Here is a 14706-nt window from a genome sequence, read left to right as displayed (position 1 = left end):
GCCGTGCAGAACGCGGAGCTTGCCGGGTTGAAGGCCTACATGGCCGACAATCCCGGCGCTGTGATCGAGGACGTCGCGCGCGAGCGCAAGGTGACGCCGCGCGCGGTGCTCGAGGCGCTGCCCGACAGCATGGTGCGGATCGGGGCCGGCGAGTTTGCCGCCGCGATGCAGGACATCGCGGAATGGGGCGAGGTGACGCTGATCGTGCACACCGATGACGCGATTTTCGAGTTCACCGGCGGCATTCCGAAAGGCGAAGTGGGCCGCGGCTATTTCAACCTGATGCAGCCGAAGGGCCTGCACGGCCATCTCAGGCATGAGCGCTGTGCGGCGATCGCGTTCGTCGAGCGGCCCTTCATGGGCAAGGTGTCGGCCTTCATCGCCTTCATCAATCTCGATGGCGGCATCATGTTCAAGGTGTTCGTCGGCCGCGACGAGACGCGCGCGTTGCGCGGCGACCAGCTGGCGCGCTTCCACGCGCTGGCGGACCGCATCGCACCGAGAGCGAGCTGAGACCGACGAAGGACGGGAGGCGACCATGTCGCATCGCAGGCTTGGGCAACGCATCGCGTCGTTGGCGTGCGCCATGTTCGGAATGCTGCCGGGCGCGTGCCTTGCCGCCACCGACGCCGCGCTGCTGCCGCGCAATCTCTCGCCCTGGGGCATGTTCGAGAGCGCCGACATCGTCGTGAAGGCGGTGATGATCGGCCTGGCCTTCGCCTCGCTCGTGACCTGGACGGTCTGGCTCGCCAAGACCGTCGAGATCCGCCGCAAGACGACGCTTGCGCGGCAACGGATCGGGCTGCTCGAGCGCGACACGCAGCTTGCCGAGGTCGAGCAGGCCAGCCGCGACGGCAGCGATGCGGTGGCGCAGATCGTGCAGTCGGCGTCGCGCGAAGCCGCGCTCTCCGGCGGCATGTTCGACGACGGCTTCAAAGAGCGCATCGCGCTGCGGCTGGAGCGCGTGGAGGCGGCGATGTCGCGGCAGATCGCGCGCGGCACCGGCGTGCTCGCCACCATCGGCGCCACCGCGCCGTTCGTCGGCCTGTTCGGTACGGTGTGGGGCATCATGAATGCCTTCATCGGCATCTCCGAGGCCCACACCACCAATCTCGCGGTGGTCGCGCCTGGAATCGCGGAGGCGCTGCTTGCGACCGCGCTCGGTCTGGTGGCCGCGATTCCGGCGGTCGTGATCTACAATCACCTGACGCGTTCGATCGCGGCCTACCGCGCGCTGCTCGGCGACGCCTCGGTCACGGTGATGCTGCTGGTCAGCCGCGAGGGCGATCGCAGCCTGTTCCGGCTGGCGCGCGCCGCGGAGTAGGGGATGGGCGCGAAGCTTGGCTCTGGCGGTGCGTTCGGCGGCCGGCGTCGCGGCGACGACGACTTGATCGAGGCGCATGAGATCAACGTCACGCCGTTCATCGACGTCATGCTGGTGCTGCTGATCATCTTCATGGTGGCGGCGCCGCTGGCGACCGTCGATCTCGGCGTCGACCTGCCGGCCTCGACCGCCGAGCCGCAGCCGCGGCCGGACAAGCCGGTGTTCGTCACGGTGAAGCCCGACCTCTCGGTCGCCGTCGGCGAGGACGTGATCGCACGCGACGCGCTGACCGCGACCCTCGACGGCGCTACGCAGGGCAAGAAGGACGAGCGCATCTTCCTGCGTGCCGACAAGGCCGTCAGCTATGGCGACCTGATGGAGGTGATGAACCTGTTGCGCAATGCCGGCTATCTCAAGATCGCGCTGGTCGGCCTCGACGGGCGCAGCTGATTTCGATGAACGCGTATGCGCTTCATGATGCGGGCGACGACATCAGGCTGCGGCGGTGGGGCCTGTCGGCGGCCGCGATTCTGGCAGCGCATGCGGCGCTGCTTGCGCTCGGCGTCACCTGGGTCTCGGCGCCGCCGCCGGGCGTCGCGGTGCCGGCGGTGCTGATCGACCTGACGCCGATCACCTCGGCGCCGGCGATTTCCGAGACCGAGCTGCCGCCGGGCCCGGCGATGCAGGAGGCTGACGCCGCGCGGCCGGAGCCTGCCGCCGCGCAGGCCGTGCAGCAGGAGATCGCGCCGACGCCGCTGCAGGAGAAGCCCGAGGTGACGGCGCCGCCGGAGCAGAAGCTCCAGGCCACGCCACCGAAGCCCGAGCCCACGGAGGTCGTTCCGGAGCGGAAGCCCGAACCGATCAAGCCGAAAGTGGTCCGCCGGGAAGCAAGGAAGCCGTCCGAGGCGACGCCGGCACCGCGCACCAGCGCGCCGAGCCGCGCCGAACGCCAGGCGCCGGCGGAATCGGCGATCAGCGCTGGCGCAGCCGCATCGGCGATCGCAGCCTACAACGCACGCGTCCGCGCGCATCTCTTACGCTTCCACTCCTATCCGGCCGGCGGCAACGGCCAGCGCGGCGTGGTCCGCCTGGTGTTCACGCTCGGCCGTGGCGGGCAGGTGCTGTCGAGCCATCTCGGCGGCTTGTCCGGCAATCCGACCTTCGACGCGCGGGCGCTGGCGATGGTGCGCCAGGCCCAGCCGTTTCCGGCGTTTCCACCCGAGGTCACGCAAGGCTCGATGGGCTTCAGCGTGCCGGTCGCGTTCGTGCCGCGGTAGCGTCCGACATTGCAGCGAGGCGCGCCCTATCCCCGTCATCCTGAGGTGCGAGCGGAGCGAGCCTCGAAGGATGCACGGCCCCGCTAGTAGCCGTCGACCCTTCGAGACGCGCTACGCGCTCTCCAGGGTGACGGAGATAGATTGAGTTCGCTTCAATACGCGGGGGCCCCGCTACTCCTTCACCGCGCCGGTCAGCGACGAGACGTAGTAGTCGACGAACAGCGAATAGAACAGCGCGACCGGCAGCGAGCCGAGCAGGGAGCCGGCCATCAGCGCGCCCCACTGGTAGACGTCGCCGGTGATGAGCTCGGTCAGGATCGCGACCGGCACGGTCTTGTTGGCGCCGCTCTGGATGAAGGCGAGCGCGTAGATGAACTCGTTCCAGGATAGCGTGAAGGAGAAGATGCCGGCCGAGATCAGGCCGGGTACCGCGAGCGGCAGCGTGATCCGCCACAGGATCTGCAGCCGCGTCGCGCCGTCGACCAGCGCGCATTCCTCGAGCTCGTAGGGGATCGACTTGAAATAGCCGATCAGCAGCCAGGTGCAGAACGGCACCAGGAAGGTCGGATAGACCAGGATCAGCGCCAACGGTGAATCGAACAGGCCGAACTGCACGATCACGGTGGCGAGCGGAATGAACAGGATCGACGGCGGCACCAGATAGGCGAGGTAGATGCCGAGTCCGACATAGGGGCTGCCGCGGAAGCGCAGCCGTTCGATCGCGTAGGCTGCGAGCGTCGAGGCGAACAGCGACAGGAAGGTCGAGCCGATCGCCACCAGCATGGTGGTCTTCAGCCAGCGCGGATACGAGGTGTCGAACAACAGATGCTTGACATGCGCGAGCGTCGGCGAGGTGATCCAGAACGGATTGTGCTCCTTGTAGTTCAGGAGCTCCGCGTTCGGTTTGAACGAGGTGATCGCCATCCAGTAGAACGGGAACAGCAGGATCAGGATGAAGCAGGCGAGCGGCAGATAGATCATCACCACGCGCCGGGCGCGGGAATCCCACGCCATCGTGTCGGGTGCGGCGCTGGCGACGTTGGAGGATTGGGCTGCAACGTCAGTCATTGGCTTCTCCCTGCTGCCATTTGCGGCGGGCGAGGCCGAAGTAGCTGAACAACGTCGCGAATACGAGGAACGGGATCATCGAGACCGCGATCGCGGCACCCTCGCCGAGCTCGCCGCCGGCGATGCCGCGCTGGAACGCCAGCGTCGCGAGCAAATGGGTCGAATTGACCGGGCCGCCGCGGGTGATGGCGTAGACGAGCTGGAAATCGGTGAAGGTGAAGATGATCGAGAACGTCATCACGATCGCGAGGATCGGCATCATCATCGGGAAGGTGATGTAGCGGAAGCGCTGCCAGGAGGTGGCGCCGTCGAGCATCGCCGCCTCGTAGAGCGAAGGCGAGATGGTCTGCAGCCCGGCCAGCAGCGAGATCGCGACGAACGGGATGCCGCGCCAGATATTGGCCGCGATCAGCGAGAACCGCGCCGGCCAGGGCGAGCCGAGGAAGTCGACATTGCTGTCGCGCAGGTGCAGCACGTCGACCAGGAGATAGGAGATGATCGAGAACTGCGGATCGTAGATCCACCAGAATGCCAGCGCGGAGAGCACCGTCGGCACGATCCATGGCAGCAGCACGATGGCGCGGATCAGGCTCTTGAATGGAAAATGGTTGTTGAGCAGCAGCGCCAGCCAGAAGCCGAGCGCGAATTTTCCGAAGGTCGCGACCGCGGTATAGAAGATCGAGTAGAACACCGCGTTCCACCACAAGGGATCCTTGAGCAGATACTGGAAGTTCTCGAGCCCGATATAGACGCCGCGCTGGCCAATTGTGGTGTCGGTGAAGGCGAGCCAGATGCCGAGGCCGAGCGGATAGGTGAGGAACACCAGCAGCAGGCCGACCGCGGGTGCAAGGCACATCACGATCAGGAACGGCTTGTAGTCGAACAGCCGTGCGAGCCAGCCCGGCTGGCGCAGCACTTGTCCCCGTGTAGGTAGTGTCGTTACAGACATTGAATGCTCGTCCGCTGCCGTCATTGCGGGGAGCGAAGCGACGAAGCAATCCATTCTCCTGGTGGAACTATGGATTGCTTCGCTTCGCTCGCAATGACGGTTGGTCCAGGTCTACGGTTCAATGACCGGCGTTACCGGCCCTGCCGCCGGAAGTACCGCTTGGCGCGCTGCTCGGCTTCCGCGGCGGCGGCTTCCGGTGTTGCCGCGTCGGTCGCCACCGAGGCGCACATCTGCACCAGCACATAGTCGGCGTTGACGGCACCGGTCGCGGTCGAGATCGGCCCCTTGTAGCCGTTGTAATAGGGGCTCTTCATCGTGTCCTTGAAGATCGCGACCTTGGGATCGCCCGACCACACCGCAGCGTCCGCGTAGGCCGCGAGCGGCTGCGACCAGTAGCCGGAGTTGGCGTTGAGCCACGGCTCGTACTGCTCCTTTTCTAGCATGAATTGCAGGAACGCCTTCGCCGCGTTGGGATAGGGGCTGTGCTTGAACACCATCGCATTCAGCGTCAGGCCGGACATCGGCGAGGTCGTCGCCAATCCCTTGGGCAGGAACTGATGCTCGGTGTCGTCGGCGACCGCCTTGGTCGCGGGATCGTTCTTCAGCGAGAAGTACAGCGAGACGCCGTTGGCGGTCAGGCCGATCTCCTGCGACGAGTAGGCGCGGTTGTTGGAGACGTCGTTCCAGGAGGGCGTGCCGGCGATGAAGGTCGGATAGAGTTCCTTCAAATATTTCAGCGCGGCGATGGTCTCCTTGCTGTTGATGATGATATTGCCTTCCTCATCGAGCAGCGCGGCGTTGTGCGACCACAACAGCCAGTTGGCGAAGCCGTTGCCGTCGCCGACGGCGTTGCCAAGCGCGAAGCCCGCCGGCTTGCCGGCCGCCTTCAGCTTCTTGCAGAGCTCGAGAATGCCGGCGTGGTCTTCCGGCACCTTGTCGAAGCCGGCCGCGTTGACCAGCGACTTGCGGTAGACCAGCGGGCCGCCCGAGGCGCCGAACGGCAGGCCGACCCAGCTCTTCGACTTCGAGCGCATGCCGTAGCGTTTCGCGAGTGTCAGCCACCCGCCGTAGCGCTTGTCGAGATAGTCGGCGACGTCGGTCAATTCGATCAGCTTGTCGATATAGATATGCGGCGCGTCGCCGAAGCCGATGATGATGTCGGGACCGGCGCCGGAGTTCGAGGTCACCGCGGTTTGCTGATTGATGTCTTCCCAGCCGACGAAGTCGACCTTGACCTCGACGCCGGTCTTGTCGGTGAATCGCTTGGCATTGGCGCGGAACACGTCTTCGTCGGCCTGGACGAAGCGCACTGGCCGCAACATGCGCAGGGTCGCGCCCTTCTCGATCGGCAGCGACGGCGCCGCCACGTCGGCAGCCTTCACTTTCGATGCGTCCTGCGCCGAAGCCCCGGTGACCGCCAGTGCCGCCGCGGACGCCCCCAGCGCCAGCGCGTCGCGACGCGTGATCTCATACTTCATGTCGTTCGCACTCCCGTTCTTATTGTTTCGTTGTTATTGTTCCTTCCCGGCGTTGGCCGCCGGTGAAGGGTCTTGTGGTCTCGGTGCGCCCGCCACGCAAAGGGCCCGCATGACGGGCCCTCGCGCGAAAAGCGCATTCCCGCCTCAGCTGTTCGGACCGCGATCCATGCTGACGGGCTGCCAGCGGCGCAGCGCGGTGTCTTGCAGCACCGACGGGTTGACGCAGCTTACCGGCCACATGCCTTGCAGCACTAGTGACAATTCGTAGCCCACCCGGCGCTTGCGCGCCTCGTCAAAACGTGCCGATGCCGAGGCGACATGGGCGGTCAAGGTAACATTGTCCATCCCGAGCATCGGATTGTTGTGCGACGGCGGCTCCTTCTCCAGCACGTCGAGCGCGGCGTGGGCGATCCAGCCCTCCTGCAGCGCCTTGATCAGCGATTCCTCGTCGACGGTGGCGCCGCGGCCGGTGTTGATGAAGATGGCCGATTTTTTCATCTGACGAAAATGCTTCTCGGTCAGCATGTGATGCACTTCGGGCCGCGCCGGGGCGTGCATCGAGACGAAATCCGACTGCGACAGCACCTCCGACAGCGTCGAGGGAATCACGCCGTGGTCGTACATCAGCGTTTCCTGGATGAAGGGATCGTAGGCCACCATCCTGAGGCCGAACGGCGCGGCGCGCTTGGCCACCGCGCGGGCGACGCGGCCGAACGAGATGAAGCCGAGCGTCTGGCCCATCAGCCGTGGAATCTTCAGGAGCGCCGGGCGGCCCTCGGCCCAGCGGCCTGAGCGCACCATCTTGTCCTGCTCGATCAGGCGGCGGAAGCCTGCGAGCAGTAGCATCATGGCGTGGTCGGCAACCTCCTCGATGAAGGTGTCGGGGATGTTGGTGACGGGGATGCCGCGGGCGGTCGCGGCCTTGACGTCGACCGAGTCGACGCCGACGCTGCCGAGCGTGATCACCTTGCAGTTCTCCAGCGCATCGATCACCGCCTTGGTGATCGGCATGCCCTTGGCGTAGATCGCGTCCGCGGTGCGCGCGGCCGCGATGAATTCGGCCTCGTTGGCCGGCGCCTCGACGATCTCGGCGCCGATCGGATCGAGCGCCTCGCGCTCATAATCATAGCCGCCGCCGGCGACCGTGAAGCTCGCGCCCTTCGGCGTCACCACCCTGAATTTCGACATTGTCTGCTCCCGATTGAGGTCTTCTGTTCTTGCTTCTTGCTGGTTTGCTTCTTGATGTTCTTGCTTGTCGGAGCGCGGCCTGGACCACCGCTGTCCCTACTTCTACGCGAGCGGCGCTGTTCTCTCCACAATTGCCGGTTGGTCCGCGGCCCGATTCTCCGGGCTTCTACGGGGAACCTCCGTAACCATCAGGTAAAGGGTCTCACATTACGGTGAGCGGAATCAATCCGCCAATCGCGTCGCGTTCCCCGCCTCTTCTGGAGATCCCCGTGAAGTTGTCAAATCTGAAAATCACCCCCAAGCTCGGCATTCTGGTGGGGGTGGCGCTCCTCGGCCTGTGCGCGGCCGGCATCCTGGCGATCAATCTGATGCAGCGTGAGATGACGAATGCGCGCATCGACCAGGCCAAGGCCATGGTCGATATGGCCAGGAACATGGCAGCGAGCCTGAAGAAGGATGTCGACGCCGGAAAGATGACCAAGGAAGCGGCACTGGCCGAGTTGGGCAAGCGCGGTAACGCGATGACCTACGATAACGGCTCGGGCTATCTGTTCGGCACGGACTACAACGGCATCACGGTGCTGGCACCCGATCCGAAGCAGGTTGGCACCAACCGGATGGACGTCGTGACCAATGGCCGCAAGCTGTCGCAGGAGCTGATGGATGGCGTGAAGGCGAAGGGCGAGATTCTGCTGTTCTATGAATACGTGAAGCCTGGTCAAGAGACGCCGATCCGGAAGCTTGGTTACGCGGTCGCAGTGCCTGGCTTCGATATGTATCTCGGTACTGGCGCCTATCTCGACGATATCGACGCCAAGATGCGTCCCATTGCCTGGTTGCTCGGGCTCGCGATCATCGGCATCGGCATCATCTCGAGTTCGGTCGCCTGGCTGATCGGGCGCAGCATTTCCCGGCCGCTGAACCTCCTTGGTGCGCGCATGCGCGACATCGCGGACGGCAAGCTCGACGGTGACATTCCCGGCGTCGGCCGTGGCGACGAGGTCGGCGGGATGGCGGCTACCGTGCAGGTCTTCAAGGACAATGCGATCCGTATCCGCGGCCTCGAGCAGGCCGAGGCCGAGACGCAGGCGCGCGCCACCGCCGAGCGGCGCAGCGCGATGCAGGACCTTGCCAGCGATTTCGAGCGCAGCGTGAACGGCATCGTCCGCACCGTGGCCTCCGCCGCCGCCGGCATGCAGACCACGGCGCAGTCGATGACCGCAACCGCCAGCGACGCCAGCGCGCGGGCCGCGACCGTGGGTGCCGCCTCCGACTCTGCCTCCAACAATGTCGGCACCGTCGCCGCGGCGGCCGAAGAGCTCTCCAGCTCCGTTGCGGAAATCTCCCGCCAGGTGGCCCGCTCCAGCGAGGTCGCTAGCCAGGCGGTGGCCGATGCCGAGCGCACCAATGCGACCGTGCAGGCGCTCTCGACCGGCGCCGAGAAGATCGGCGAGGTGGTCAAGCTGATCCACTCGATCGCCGCCCAGACGAACTTGCTCGCGCTCAACGCCACCATCGAGGCGGCGCGCGCCGGCGAATCCGGCCGCGGCTTCGCGGTGGTCGCCTCCGAGGTGAAGGCGCTGGCCAACCAGACCGCGAAGGCGACCGAGGAGATCTCGGCGCAGGTCGCGGCGATGCAGGCTTCGACCGGCGAGGCGGTGACCTCGATCGGCGGCATCACCGCGACCATCGCGCAGATGAGCGAGATCACGGCCTCGATCTCGACCGCGATCGACCAGCAGGGCGATGCGACGCGCGAAATCGCGCGCAACATTCAGCAGGTCGCAGCCGGCTCGAGCGAGATCTCCGCCCATATCGGCGGCGTCACCACCGCGGCCGCCGCAACCGGCACCGCGGCCGGCGACGTGCTGTCGAATGCGCGCGAGCTCGACACCCAGTCGGGGATGCTGCGCAACGCGGTCGACGAGTTCCTGCAGAAGGTGCGTGCGGCGTAACGGATCGGGTAGGGTGGGTTAGCTTGCGAAGCGCAACCCACCCAGCGCATTCCACGACTGTGACGGAATTGGCAGGCTTTGCAGGGGCGCGCTGCCAAAAATATCGAAAACAACCCCATGCAAAGTAGCCGGTGACGGCCGGCGTGCGACCAGCCGACTTGACACGTCGGGCAAATCAGTGTCACATTTCTAATATTCCGAAAACCAGCCGTGGGCGACGCTACAATCCCGCCGGGAAGACCTGCGCGACGTGAAACGCCTTGGTGGTGATGAGCCACCTGCCGTCGATCCGATGAAACACGAGATGATCGATGAAGCCGGTTTGGCCGGCCCTGACGCGCACCTTGGCGATGGCCAGATCGGACGCGGTCTGGTCGATGCTGATGATGGCCTCATCGCGCGGCGATTTCATCGACGCCGGCGAGGGACGGCTGCGGATAAAGTCGCGAAATTCCGCGGCCGACCGCACCGTGTGCTTGCCGTCCCGGATGCCGTGCACGATGCAGGCATCGGAGAAGACGTCGCGGAACCGGCTATCGTCGACGTCATACATCAGGTTGAAATATCCATCGATCGCGGATGCGATGGCCTGGATGTCGCTCGTTGCAAGATCTCCGTAGCGGATGATGTGGCGGTGGTCTCACCGGATCGAGCCGGTGATCTGCGCCGACAGTGGCCGATATGGTGGCGGAGTGCTACGACTGGGCGGTCATCTCTTGGATGACTGAGAGGCATCGGCATGGACGAAGTTGACGGTCGGCTGGTTGGCGGCCTGGTGGTCCTCGCGGCGCTGGCGGATGCGCGCAGTTTTGGCCGGGCCGCCGCACGGCTCGGCATGACGCAATCCGGGGTCAGCAAGGCGATCGCCAAGCTCGAGGCGCGCCTCGATGCCAGGCTGGTTCACCGCACCAGCCGCGCCGTCGAGCTCACCGAGGAAGGACGCGCGCTGGTCGAACGGGTCGCCGCCCATCTGGCCGGGATCGGCGAGGCGGCGGCGGAGACCTCGAAATCGCGCGACGCGGTCCGCGGCAGGCTGCGGGTCAATGTCGACCCGCTGTTCTCCCGCATGGTGCTGTCGCCGAAGCTGAGCGAGTTCCTGCTGCAGAATCCAGGCATGGAGCTGCGCATCGAGACCCGCGACCGGATCGCGGATCTGGTCAGCGACGGTTTTGACCTGGCGGTGCGTTTCGGCGAGCCGGCGCCGTCGGCGCTGATTGCGCGCCGCGTCCTCGATGCGCGCGTGCTCACCGTGGCCTCGCCGAACTATCTCGAACGACATGGCCGGCCGCTTGATCCGCGGGAGCTGGCGAGCCGCGATCATCAGTGCATCCTGGCCATCGACGCGGCGACCGGGCGTCCTTTCGATTGGGAGTTTTGGCGCGGCGGCGAGGTCGTGCCGGTCGCGGTCAACGGGCGGCTCACCGTGACCGATTCAGGAACCAAGCTCGGCGCTTGCCTGGCCGGCTTCGGCATCGCGCAGGTGATTGATCTCGGCCTCGACGATCACCTGCGGAGCGGCGCGCTGATCGAGCTGTTTCCGGACTGGCCCGACGAGCGTTTTCCGCTCTACGTCTATTACGCCTCGCGTAGCCACGTGCCGGCCAAGGTGAGGCGGTTCATCGACTTCATCACGGAAACGCTGGCGGCAAAGCCACAATCGCCGCGCAAATCCGCCGGCTTGCGCAAGGCAGGCTAGCCGTATCCGCGGCGTCGGCTAACCCTTCGCGGATCCTTGCCGCGAAGCGATGATGACGCCGGCGAGCACCAGCGCGTAGCCGATCAGATGGTACGGTGCGAGCGTCTCGCCGAGCAGCAGGATCGCCATCGCCGAGCCGAACACCGGCACCAGATGGAAGAACGGCGCCGCGCGGTTCGGGCCGATCAATGCGACGCCGCGGTTGAAGAACAGATAGGCGAGCGTGGACGGGAAGATCAGCGTGTAGCCCAGCGTGGCAAAGGTCAGAACGTCGAGCTTCAGCGTCACGCCGTTTAAGAATTCCCAGACCGCCATCGGCAACAGCATCAGCGCACCGCAGCAGGTGGTGAACGAGATCAGCGAGAGCTGATGGATTTTCGGCCGCCGCGGGATCAGCGCCGAATAGAGTCCGAACGACACCAGCGAGGCGCCGAACATGATGTCACCGCGGTTGAAGCTGATGCTGGCGAGCGCCGAGAAATCGCCGCGCAGGATGATGGTCAGCACGCCGGCCAGCGAGATCGCGATGCCGGCAAGCTGCGCCGGCGTCAACCGGACGCCGAACAGGATCAGCGACCACAGCGCCACGAACAGCGGCCCCGCCGACTGGATCAAGAGCGCGTTCAACGCCTCGGTATATTGCATCGCCCAGTAGGAGATCGCGTTGTTGAACGCGAAGCCGACCGCGGACAACAGCAGCATCAGCGGCAGCGCCTTGCGCAGCTTCGGCCAGTCCTCCTTCAGATGCGGCCAGGCGAACGGCAGCAGGATCAGGAACACGCCGAACCAGCGGATCGTGGTCAGCGTGACCGGCGGCACATGGCTGCCGACATGCCGCGCCAGCACGATATTGGCGGCCCAGAACAGCGACGTCAGGCTCAGCAGCAGATAAGGCTGGTTGTTGAGCCAGTGCAGCGGCTGATAGCGCGGGGATGTGGCAGGTGCGGGCAAGGCGGTCATTATCGGGTGGATGTTGTGCCCGAATCCGCCGCCGCCACAAGACGAAAGAGCGGATTGGAGCCATGCGTGCGGTGTCATCACCCGCGAAGGCGGGTGATCCAGTATTCCAGAGGCGTCAGCGATCAATCGATAGGCTGCGGCGTACTGGATACCCCGCTTTCGCGGGGTATGACGACCTGGTGCGGTGCGGCCTTCGACCTATTTCTGCGGCCCCGACAGCGAGATGTCGCGCTCGGCGCGAAACACGTTGCCGTAGAGATTGGCGATCCATTGCCGTCCGCTGGAGGTGATGTTGAGGTGGCGGATCGCCTTCTGCACGTGCGGCGCGACGCTGTCCCAGTAGAAGCGCGGATAGAGGTCGACGAGGTCGGCCGGCGAATCGTAGCCGAGCTGGCGGTTCAGTCCGGCCTCCTCGAATTCGAGGTACAGCGCGTTGGCCTTGCGGATGTAATGGGGATCGCCGAGCTGGCCGATCAGGTCGGCGGCCCGCAGCAGGATGGCCTCCTCGCCGAATTCCTCATTCCCGTCCGGCGCGCTCTGTGGAAAGCGGGTGCCCTCGATGGCGCGCGCGATGCGCTCCTTGTCGAGCTGGGCGACGCCCTTGAGCCGCTCCATCACGAAGATCTTCGAACGGTCGACGTGATAGGACATCAGCGCCGCATCCGACGAGCCGCGCGGCAGGATCACCTTGCGGCCGTCGGCTGCGACCAGATAGCCGTCCTGGTCGTCGGCATCGAACAGCCCGCGCACATAGCCGATGTCATGGGTGAGGCAGGCGACGATGACATGCGCATAGTCCTCGGCGCTCATGTGCGAGTGCAGCGCGCGGCCGCGCAGGATGGCGTGGCCGGCCAGGGTCACCAGCATGGTGTGCTCGACATTGTGATACAGCGCGTCGCTGTTGCCGATGCATTCGATCGCGATCCGCGCGATCGACGGCACCATCTCGACCAGCTGGGTCTGCGAAGAGCCGAACCGGCGCTGCATGTATTCGCCGAGGAATTTGCCGAGCGCGTCGGCCGCAAGTTCGGGAAGGGTCATCACGGCATTGACCTCCGAGATCGGGTGACGAGCTTACGGCCTGCCGGCATTTCAGGGTAGTCCCGCGATGTGACATAATCGTTGCGGCCGGTCCGACCCGGCTAGGACTGATGCGACTTTGGGCGGGAGCTGGTGGATGGGTGTCGATCTCTTGAACGTCAAAGGCTTGGGCGAACTGGATCAAGAGGCTCCGGTCGTGATGGTCAATCTGATGCGATTTCGCCAGCGGTCGCTCGACGGCGACGGCTCGGGCTGGGATGCCTATCTGCGCTACAGCGCGCTCACCGTCCCCATGATCAAGGCACGCGGCGGCACGCTGCTCTGGACCGGCAGCGCCGAGACGGTCGCGCTGGGCGAGCCGGCCGGCCAGCGCTGGGATTACCTTGCGCTGGTCTATTACCCGAGCGTCGCGGCCTTCCTCGACATGATGACCTCGGCCGACTACGAGACCCGCTGCGACCCGCATCGCCGCAACGGCTGCGAGGAGCACGTCATCATCGCGACGCGCGAGGCCTACAGCAAGTTCAAGGTCGGCGAGTAGCAAGACGCACGTCTCTTGACTGAACCCGTGTACGCCAATCCATCTCCGTCACCGCTTCTTCAGCGGCCCTTGAAGGGTCGACGGCCCGGCTGTGGCCGATTCATCCTTCGAGGCTCGCTGCGCTCGCGCCTCAGGATGACGGGTTTGAGAGCAGGCCCAACGCCGCGCGGCAGGCCGCCTGCACCACCCGGCAGACCTCATCCCGAGACCGCCCCGCGCTCAGCGAGGCGAAGGTCGGATAGCTTGTCAGCGCGAAGATCAGGTCGACGGCGTCCTTGCGGGCCTGCGGCGGCGCGCCCTTGCCCGCGATGCGGTCGATCAATGCGGTGACGCCGCGGCGGCGGCGTTCGTTGCGCTCGCGCACGGCTTCGGCGAACTCGGGATCGGTCGCCATCGCGTCGTGCAGGCGTCCGACCGCGGAATCGCGGCTCCAGAAGCCGCAGAAGATCTCGACCATGCGGTCGAGCGCGGCGCGCGGATCGGCCATCGCCATGGCGTCGGCGAGCTGATGCAGCCCGCCATGGCGCGCGATCTCGTCGAACACGGCTTCGAGCAGTCCGCGCCGCGAGCCGAACTGGTTATAGACCGTCAGCCGCGTCACGCCGGCGGCCTTTGCCACCGTATCCAGCGAGAAGCGCGCAATGCTCTCGCCTTCGCGCAGCGTGCGCGAGGCGGCCTCGATCACGCGCTCGCGGGTCTCGGCGGCGGCGGCGCTACGCGCCGGGCTCACATAACTGCGCGGCGGCATCCGTTGGCCTTGCTTTCGTCAGATTGACTATACATTATGTATATCTAATTTCCAATGCCCTTTGGAGCGAGATCATGCAGACCGTCCTCATCATAGCCATGTCCCTTCACGTCCTGTCATCGGTGTTTTGGGCCGGCTCCAGCTTCACTTTGGCGCGTACCGGCGGCCTCGGTGGCGAGAAGCTGCTGGTGCCGCAAATCGGCGCGGCAACGGTTGCGATCGTGACCGGTGCCACGCTGTGGCGGCTGGTCCATGAAGGTTCGTTCGCGCTGTCGGAGCAGATCCTGGCAGGCGGCGCGCTGGCCGCGCTGGCCGCCATTGCCGTGCAGATCATCGTCGGCGGCGGCGCTATCCGGCAGCTGCGCAATGGCGCGGCCGAACCGTCAGCCGCACGTTCGCGGCTCGCGGTCGCCCAACGCATCGCGGCCGGGCTGCTCGCGATCACCGCGCTCTGCATGGGCGCCGCGCGCTACGCCTGAGC

Annotated in this window: 16 protein-coding genes; 8 read left to right on the top strand and 8 right to left on the bottom strand. The window is 65.7% G+C overall.

Annotated elements, in window-relative coordinates:
• The first annotated feature begins 3 nt into the window (after positions 1–3).
• The 4 genes from hutX to AAFG13_RS20610 all read left to right on the top strand — a co-directional run bounded on the left by hutX (position 4) and on the right by AAFG13_RS20610 (position 2601).
• The gene (gene hutX, locus AAFG13_RS20625; RefSeq protein WP_342713367.1) at positions 4–513 is read left to right on the top strand and encodes a heme utilization cystosolic carrier protein HutX; all 510 of its coding nucleotides are present in this window, start codon (positions 4–6) and stop codon (positions 511–513) included.
• A 73-nt stretch (positions 514–586) separates the two neighbouring features.
• Positions 587–1324, top strand: coding sequence for a tonB-system energizer ExbB (gene exbB / locus AAFG13_RS20620; RefSeq protein WP_342713366.1), 738 nt, complete (start codon positions 587–589; stop codon positions 1322–1324).
• A 3-nt stretch (positions 1325–1327) separates the two neighbouring features.
• The gene (gene exbD, locus AAFG13_RS20615) at positions 1328–1774 is read left to right on the top strand and encodes a TonB system transport protein ExbD (protein WP_342713170.1); all 447 of its coding nucleotides are present in this window, start codon (positions 1328–1330) and stop codon (positions 1772–1774) included.
• A 5-nt stretch (positions 1775–1779) separates the two neighbouring features.
• Positions 1780–2601 carry a TonB family protein gene (locus AAFG13_RS20610; protein WP_342713169.1) on the top strand — a complete coding sequence of 274 codons (822 nt, stop codon included), beginning with the start codon at positions 1780–1782 and terminating at the stop codon, positions 2599–2601.
• A 171-nt stretch (positions 2602–2772) separates the two neighbouring features.
• On the opposite strand, the gene AAFG13_RS20605 is transcribed toward AAFG13_RS20610, so the two are convergent.
• From AAFG13_RS20605 to AAFG13_RS20590, 4 genes are all read right to left on the bottom strand, one after another.
• Positions 2773–3669: a carbohydrate ABC transporter permease gene (locus AAFG13_RS20605; RefSeq protein WP_342713168.1), complete on the bottom strand. Its 897-nt coding sequence runs from the start codon at positions 3667–3669 to the stop codon at positions 2773–2775.
• On the bottom strand, positions 3662–4618 hold the full coding sequence (locus AAFG13_RS20600; protein WP_212316160.1) for a sugar ABC transporter permease: 957 nt from the start codon (positions 4616–4618) through the stop codon (positions 3662–3664). Before AAFG13_RS20600 ends, AAFG13_RS20605 begins: the two co-directional genes overlap by 8 nt.
• Positions 4619–4749: 131 nt before the next feature.
• Positions 4750–6096: an extracellular solute-binding protein gene (locus tag AAFG13_RS20595; protein WP_342713167.1), complete on the bottom strand. Its 1347-nt coding sequence runs from the start codon at positions 6094–6096 to the stop codon at positions 4750–4752.
• Positions 6097–6240: 144 nt separating this feature from the next.
• Positions 6241–7284: a C-terminal binding protein gene (locus AAFG13_RS20590; RefSeq protein ID WP_212316156.1), complete on the bottom strand. Its 1044-nt coding sequence runs from the start codon at positions 7282–7284 to the stop codon at positions 6241–6243.
• 269 nt (positions 7285–7553) lie between these two features.
• On the opposite strand from AAFG13_RS20590, the gene AAFG13_RS20585 reads away from it, so the two are divergent.
• On the top strand, positions 7554–9239 hold the full coding sequence (locus AAFG13_RS20585; protein WP_212316154.1) for a methyl-accepting chemotaxis protein: 1686 nt from the start codon (positions 7554–7556) through the stop codon (positions 9237–9239).
• Positions 9240–9459: 220 nt separating this feature from the next.
• Here AAFG13_RS20585 and AAFG13_RS20580 read toward each other — a convergent pair whose 3' ends face one another.
• The gene (locus tag AAFG13_RS20580; protein ID WP_342713365.1) at positions 9460–9834 is read right to left on the bottom strand and encodes a nuclear transport factor 2 family protein; all 375 of its coding nucleotides are present in this window, start codon (positions 9832–9834) and stop codon (positions 9460–9462) included.
• A 144-nt stretch (positions 9835–9978) separates the two neighbouring features.
• Here AAFG13_RS20580 and AAFG13_RS20575 point away from each other — a divergent pair, with 144 nt between their 5' ends.
• Positions 9979–10935: a LysR family transcriptional regulator gene (locus AAFG13_RS20575; RefSeq protein WP_212316150.1), complete on the top strand. Its 957-nt coding sequence runs from the start codon at positions 9979–9981 to the stop codon at positions 10933–10935.
• An 18-nt stretch (positions 10936–10953) separates the two neighbouring features.
• On the opposite strand, the gene AAFG13_RS20570 is transcribed toward AAFG13_RS20575, so the two are convergent.
• Both AAFG13_RS20570 and AAFG13_RS20565 read right to left on the bottom strand, forming a co-directional pair.
• Complete coding sequence (locus AAFG13_RS20570) at positions 10954–11895, bottom strand: DMT family transporter (protein WP_212316149.1); 942 nt, start codon at positions 11893–11895, stop codon at positions 10954–10956.
• A 198-nt stretch (positions 11896–12093) separates the two neighbouring features.
• Positions 12094–12939, bottom strand: coding sequence for a metal-dependent phosphohydrolase (locus AAFG13_RS20565; RefSeq protein ID WP_212316147.1), 846 nt, complete (start codon positions 12937–12939; stop codon positions 12094–12096).
• Between the two features lie 133 nt (positions 12940–13072).
• Here AAFG13_RS20565 and AAFG13_RS20560 point away from each other — a divergent pair, with 133 nt between their 5' ends.
• The gene (locus AAFG13_RS20560) at positions 13073–13477 is read left to right on the top strand and encodes a DUF1330 domain-containing protein (RefSeq protein ID WP_212316145.1); all 405 of its coding nucleotides are present in this window, start codon (positions 13073–13075) and stop codon (positions 13475–13477) included.
• A 130-nt stretch (positions 13478–13607) separates the two neighbouring features.
• On the opposite strand, the gene AAFG13_RS20555 is transcribed toward AAFG13_RS20560, so the two are convergent.
• Positions 13608–14225, bottom strand: coding sequence for a TetR/AcrR family transcriptional regulator (locus tag AAFG13_RS20555; protein WP_212316143.1), 618 nt, complete (start codon positions 14223–14225; stop codon positions 13608–13610).
• A gap of 74 nt (positions 14226–14299) precedes the next feature.
• Between AAFG13_RS20555 and AAFG13_RS20550 the strand changes: the two genes are divergently transcribed.
• On the top strand, positions 14300–14704 hold the full coding sequence (locus AAFG13_RS20550) for a hypothetical protein (RefSeq protein WP_342713166.1): 405 nt from the start codon (positions 14300–14302) through the stop codon (positions 14702–14704).
• The last annotated feature ends 2 nt before the right edge of the window (positions 14705–14706 follow it).

It is taken from the genome of Bradyrhizobium sp. B124 (assembly GCF_038967635.1).
Lineage (GTDB): Bacteria > Pseudomonadota > Alphaproteobacteria > Rhizobiales > Xanthobacteraceae > Bradyrhizobium.
This window is presented reverse-complemented; position numbering and strand designations above follow the sequence as displayed.

Excerpts from the sequence above, each read along its gene's own strand:
- AAFG13_RS20595 (WP_342713167.1), bottom strand. The coding sequence starts at position 6,096 with ATGAAGTATGAGATCACGCGTCGCGACGCGCTGGCGCTGGGGGCGTCC.
- exbD (WP_342713170.1), top strand. The coding sequence starts at position 1,328 with ATGGGCGCGAAGCTTGGCTCTGGCGGTGCGTTCGGCGGCCGGCGTCGC.
- AAFG13_RS20550 (WP_342713166.1), top strand. The coding sequence starts at position 14,300 with ATGCAGACCGTCCTCATCATAGCCATGTCCCTTCACGTCCTGTCATCG.
- AAFG13_RS20575 (WP_212316150.1), top strand. The coding sequence starts at position 9,979 with ATGGACGAAGTTGACGGTCGGCTGGTTGGCGGCCTGGTGGTCCTCGCG.
- AAFG13_RS20560 (WP_212316145.1), top strand. The coding sequence starts at position 13,073 with ATGGGTGTCGATCTCTTGAACGTCAAAGGCTTGGGCGAACTGGATCAA.
- AAFG13_RS20570 (WP_212316149.1), bottom strand. The coding sequence starts at position 11,895 with ATGACCGCCTTGCCCGCACCTGCCACATCCCCGCGCTATCAGCCGCTG.
- exbB (WP_342713366.1), top strand. The coding sequence starts at position 587 with ATGTTCGGAATGCTGCCGGGCGCGTGCCTTGCCGCCACCGACGCCGCG.
- AAFG13_RS20600 (WP_212316160.1), bottom strand. The coding sequence starts at position 4,618 with ATGTCTGTAACGACACTACCTACACGGGGACAAGTGCTGCGCCAGCCG.
- AAFG13_RS20590 (WP_212316156.1), bottom strand. The coding sequence starts at position 7,284 with ATGTCGAAATTCAGGGTGGTGACGCCGAAGGGCGCGAGCTTCACGGTC.
- AAFG13_RS20555 (WP_212316143.1), bottom strand. The coding sequence starts at position 14,225 with ATGCCGCCGCGCAGTTATGTGAGCCCGGCGCGTAGCGCCGCCGCCGCC.
- AAFG13_RS20605 (WP_342713168.1), bottom strand. The coding sequence starts at position 3,669 with ATGACTGACGTTGCAGCCCAATCCTCCAACGTCGCCAGCGCCGCACCC.
- AAFG13_RS20610 (WP_342713169.1), top strand. The coding sequence starts at position 1,780 with ATGAACGCGTATGCGCTTCATGATGCGGGCGACGACATCAGGCTGCGG.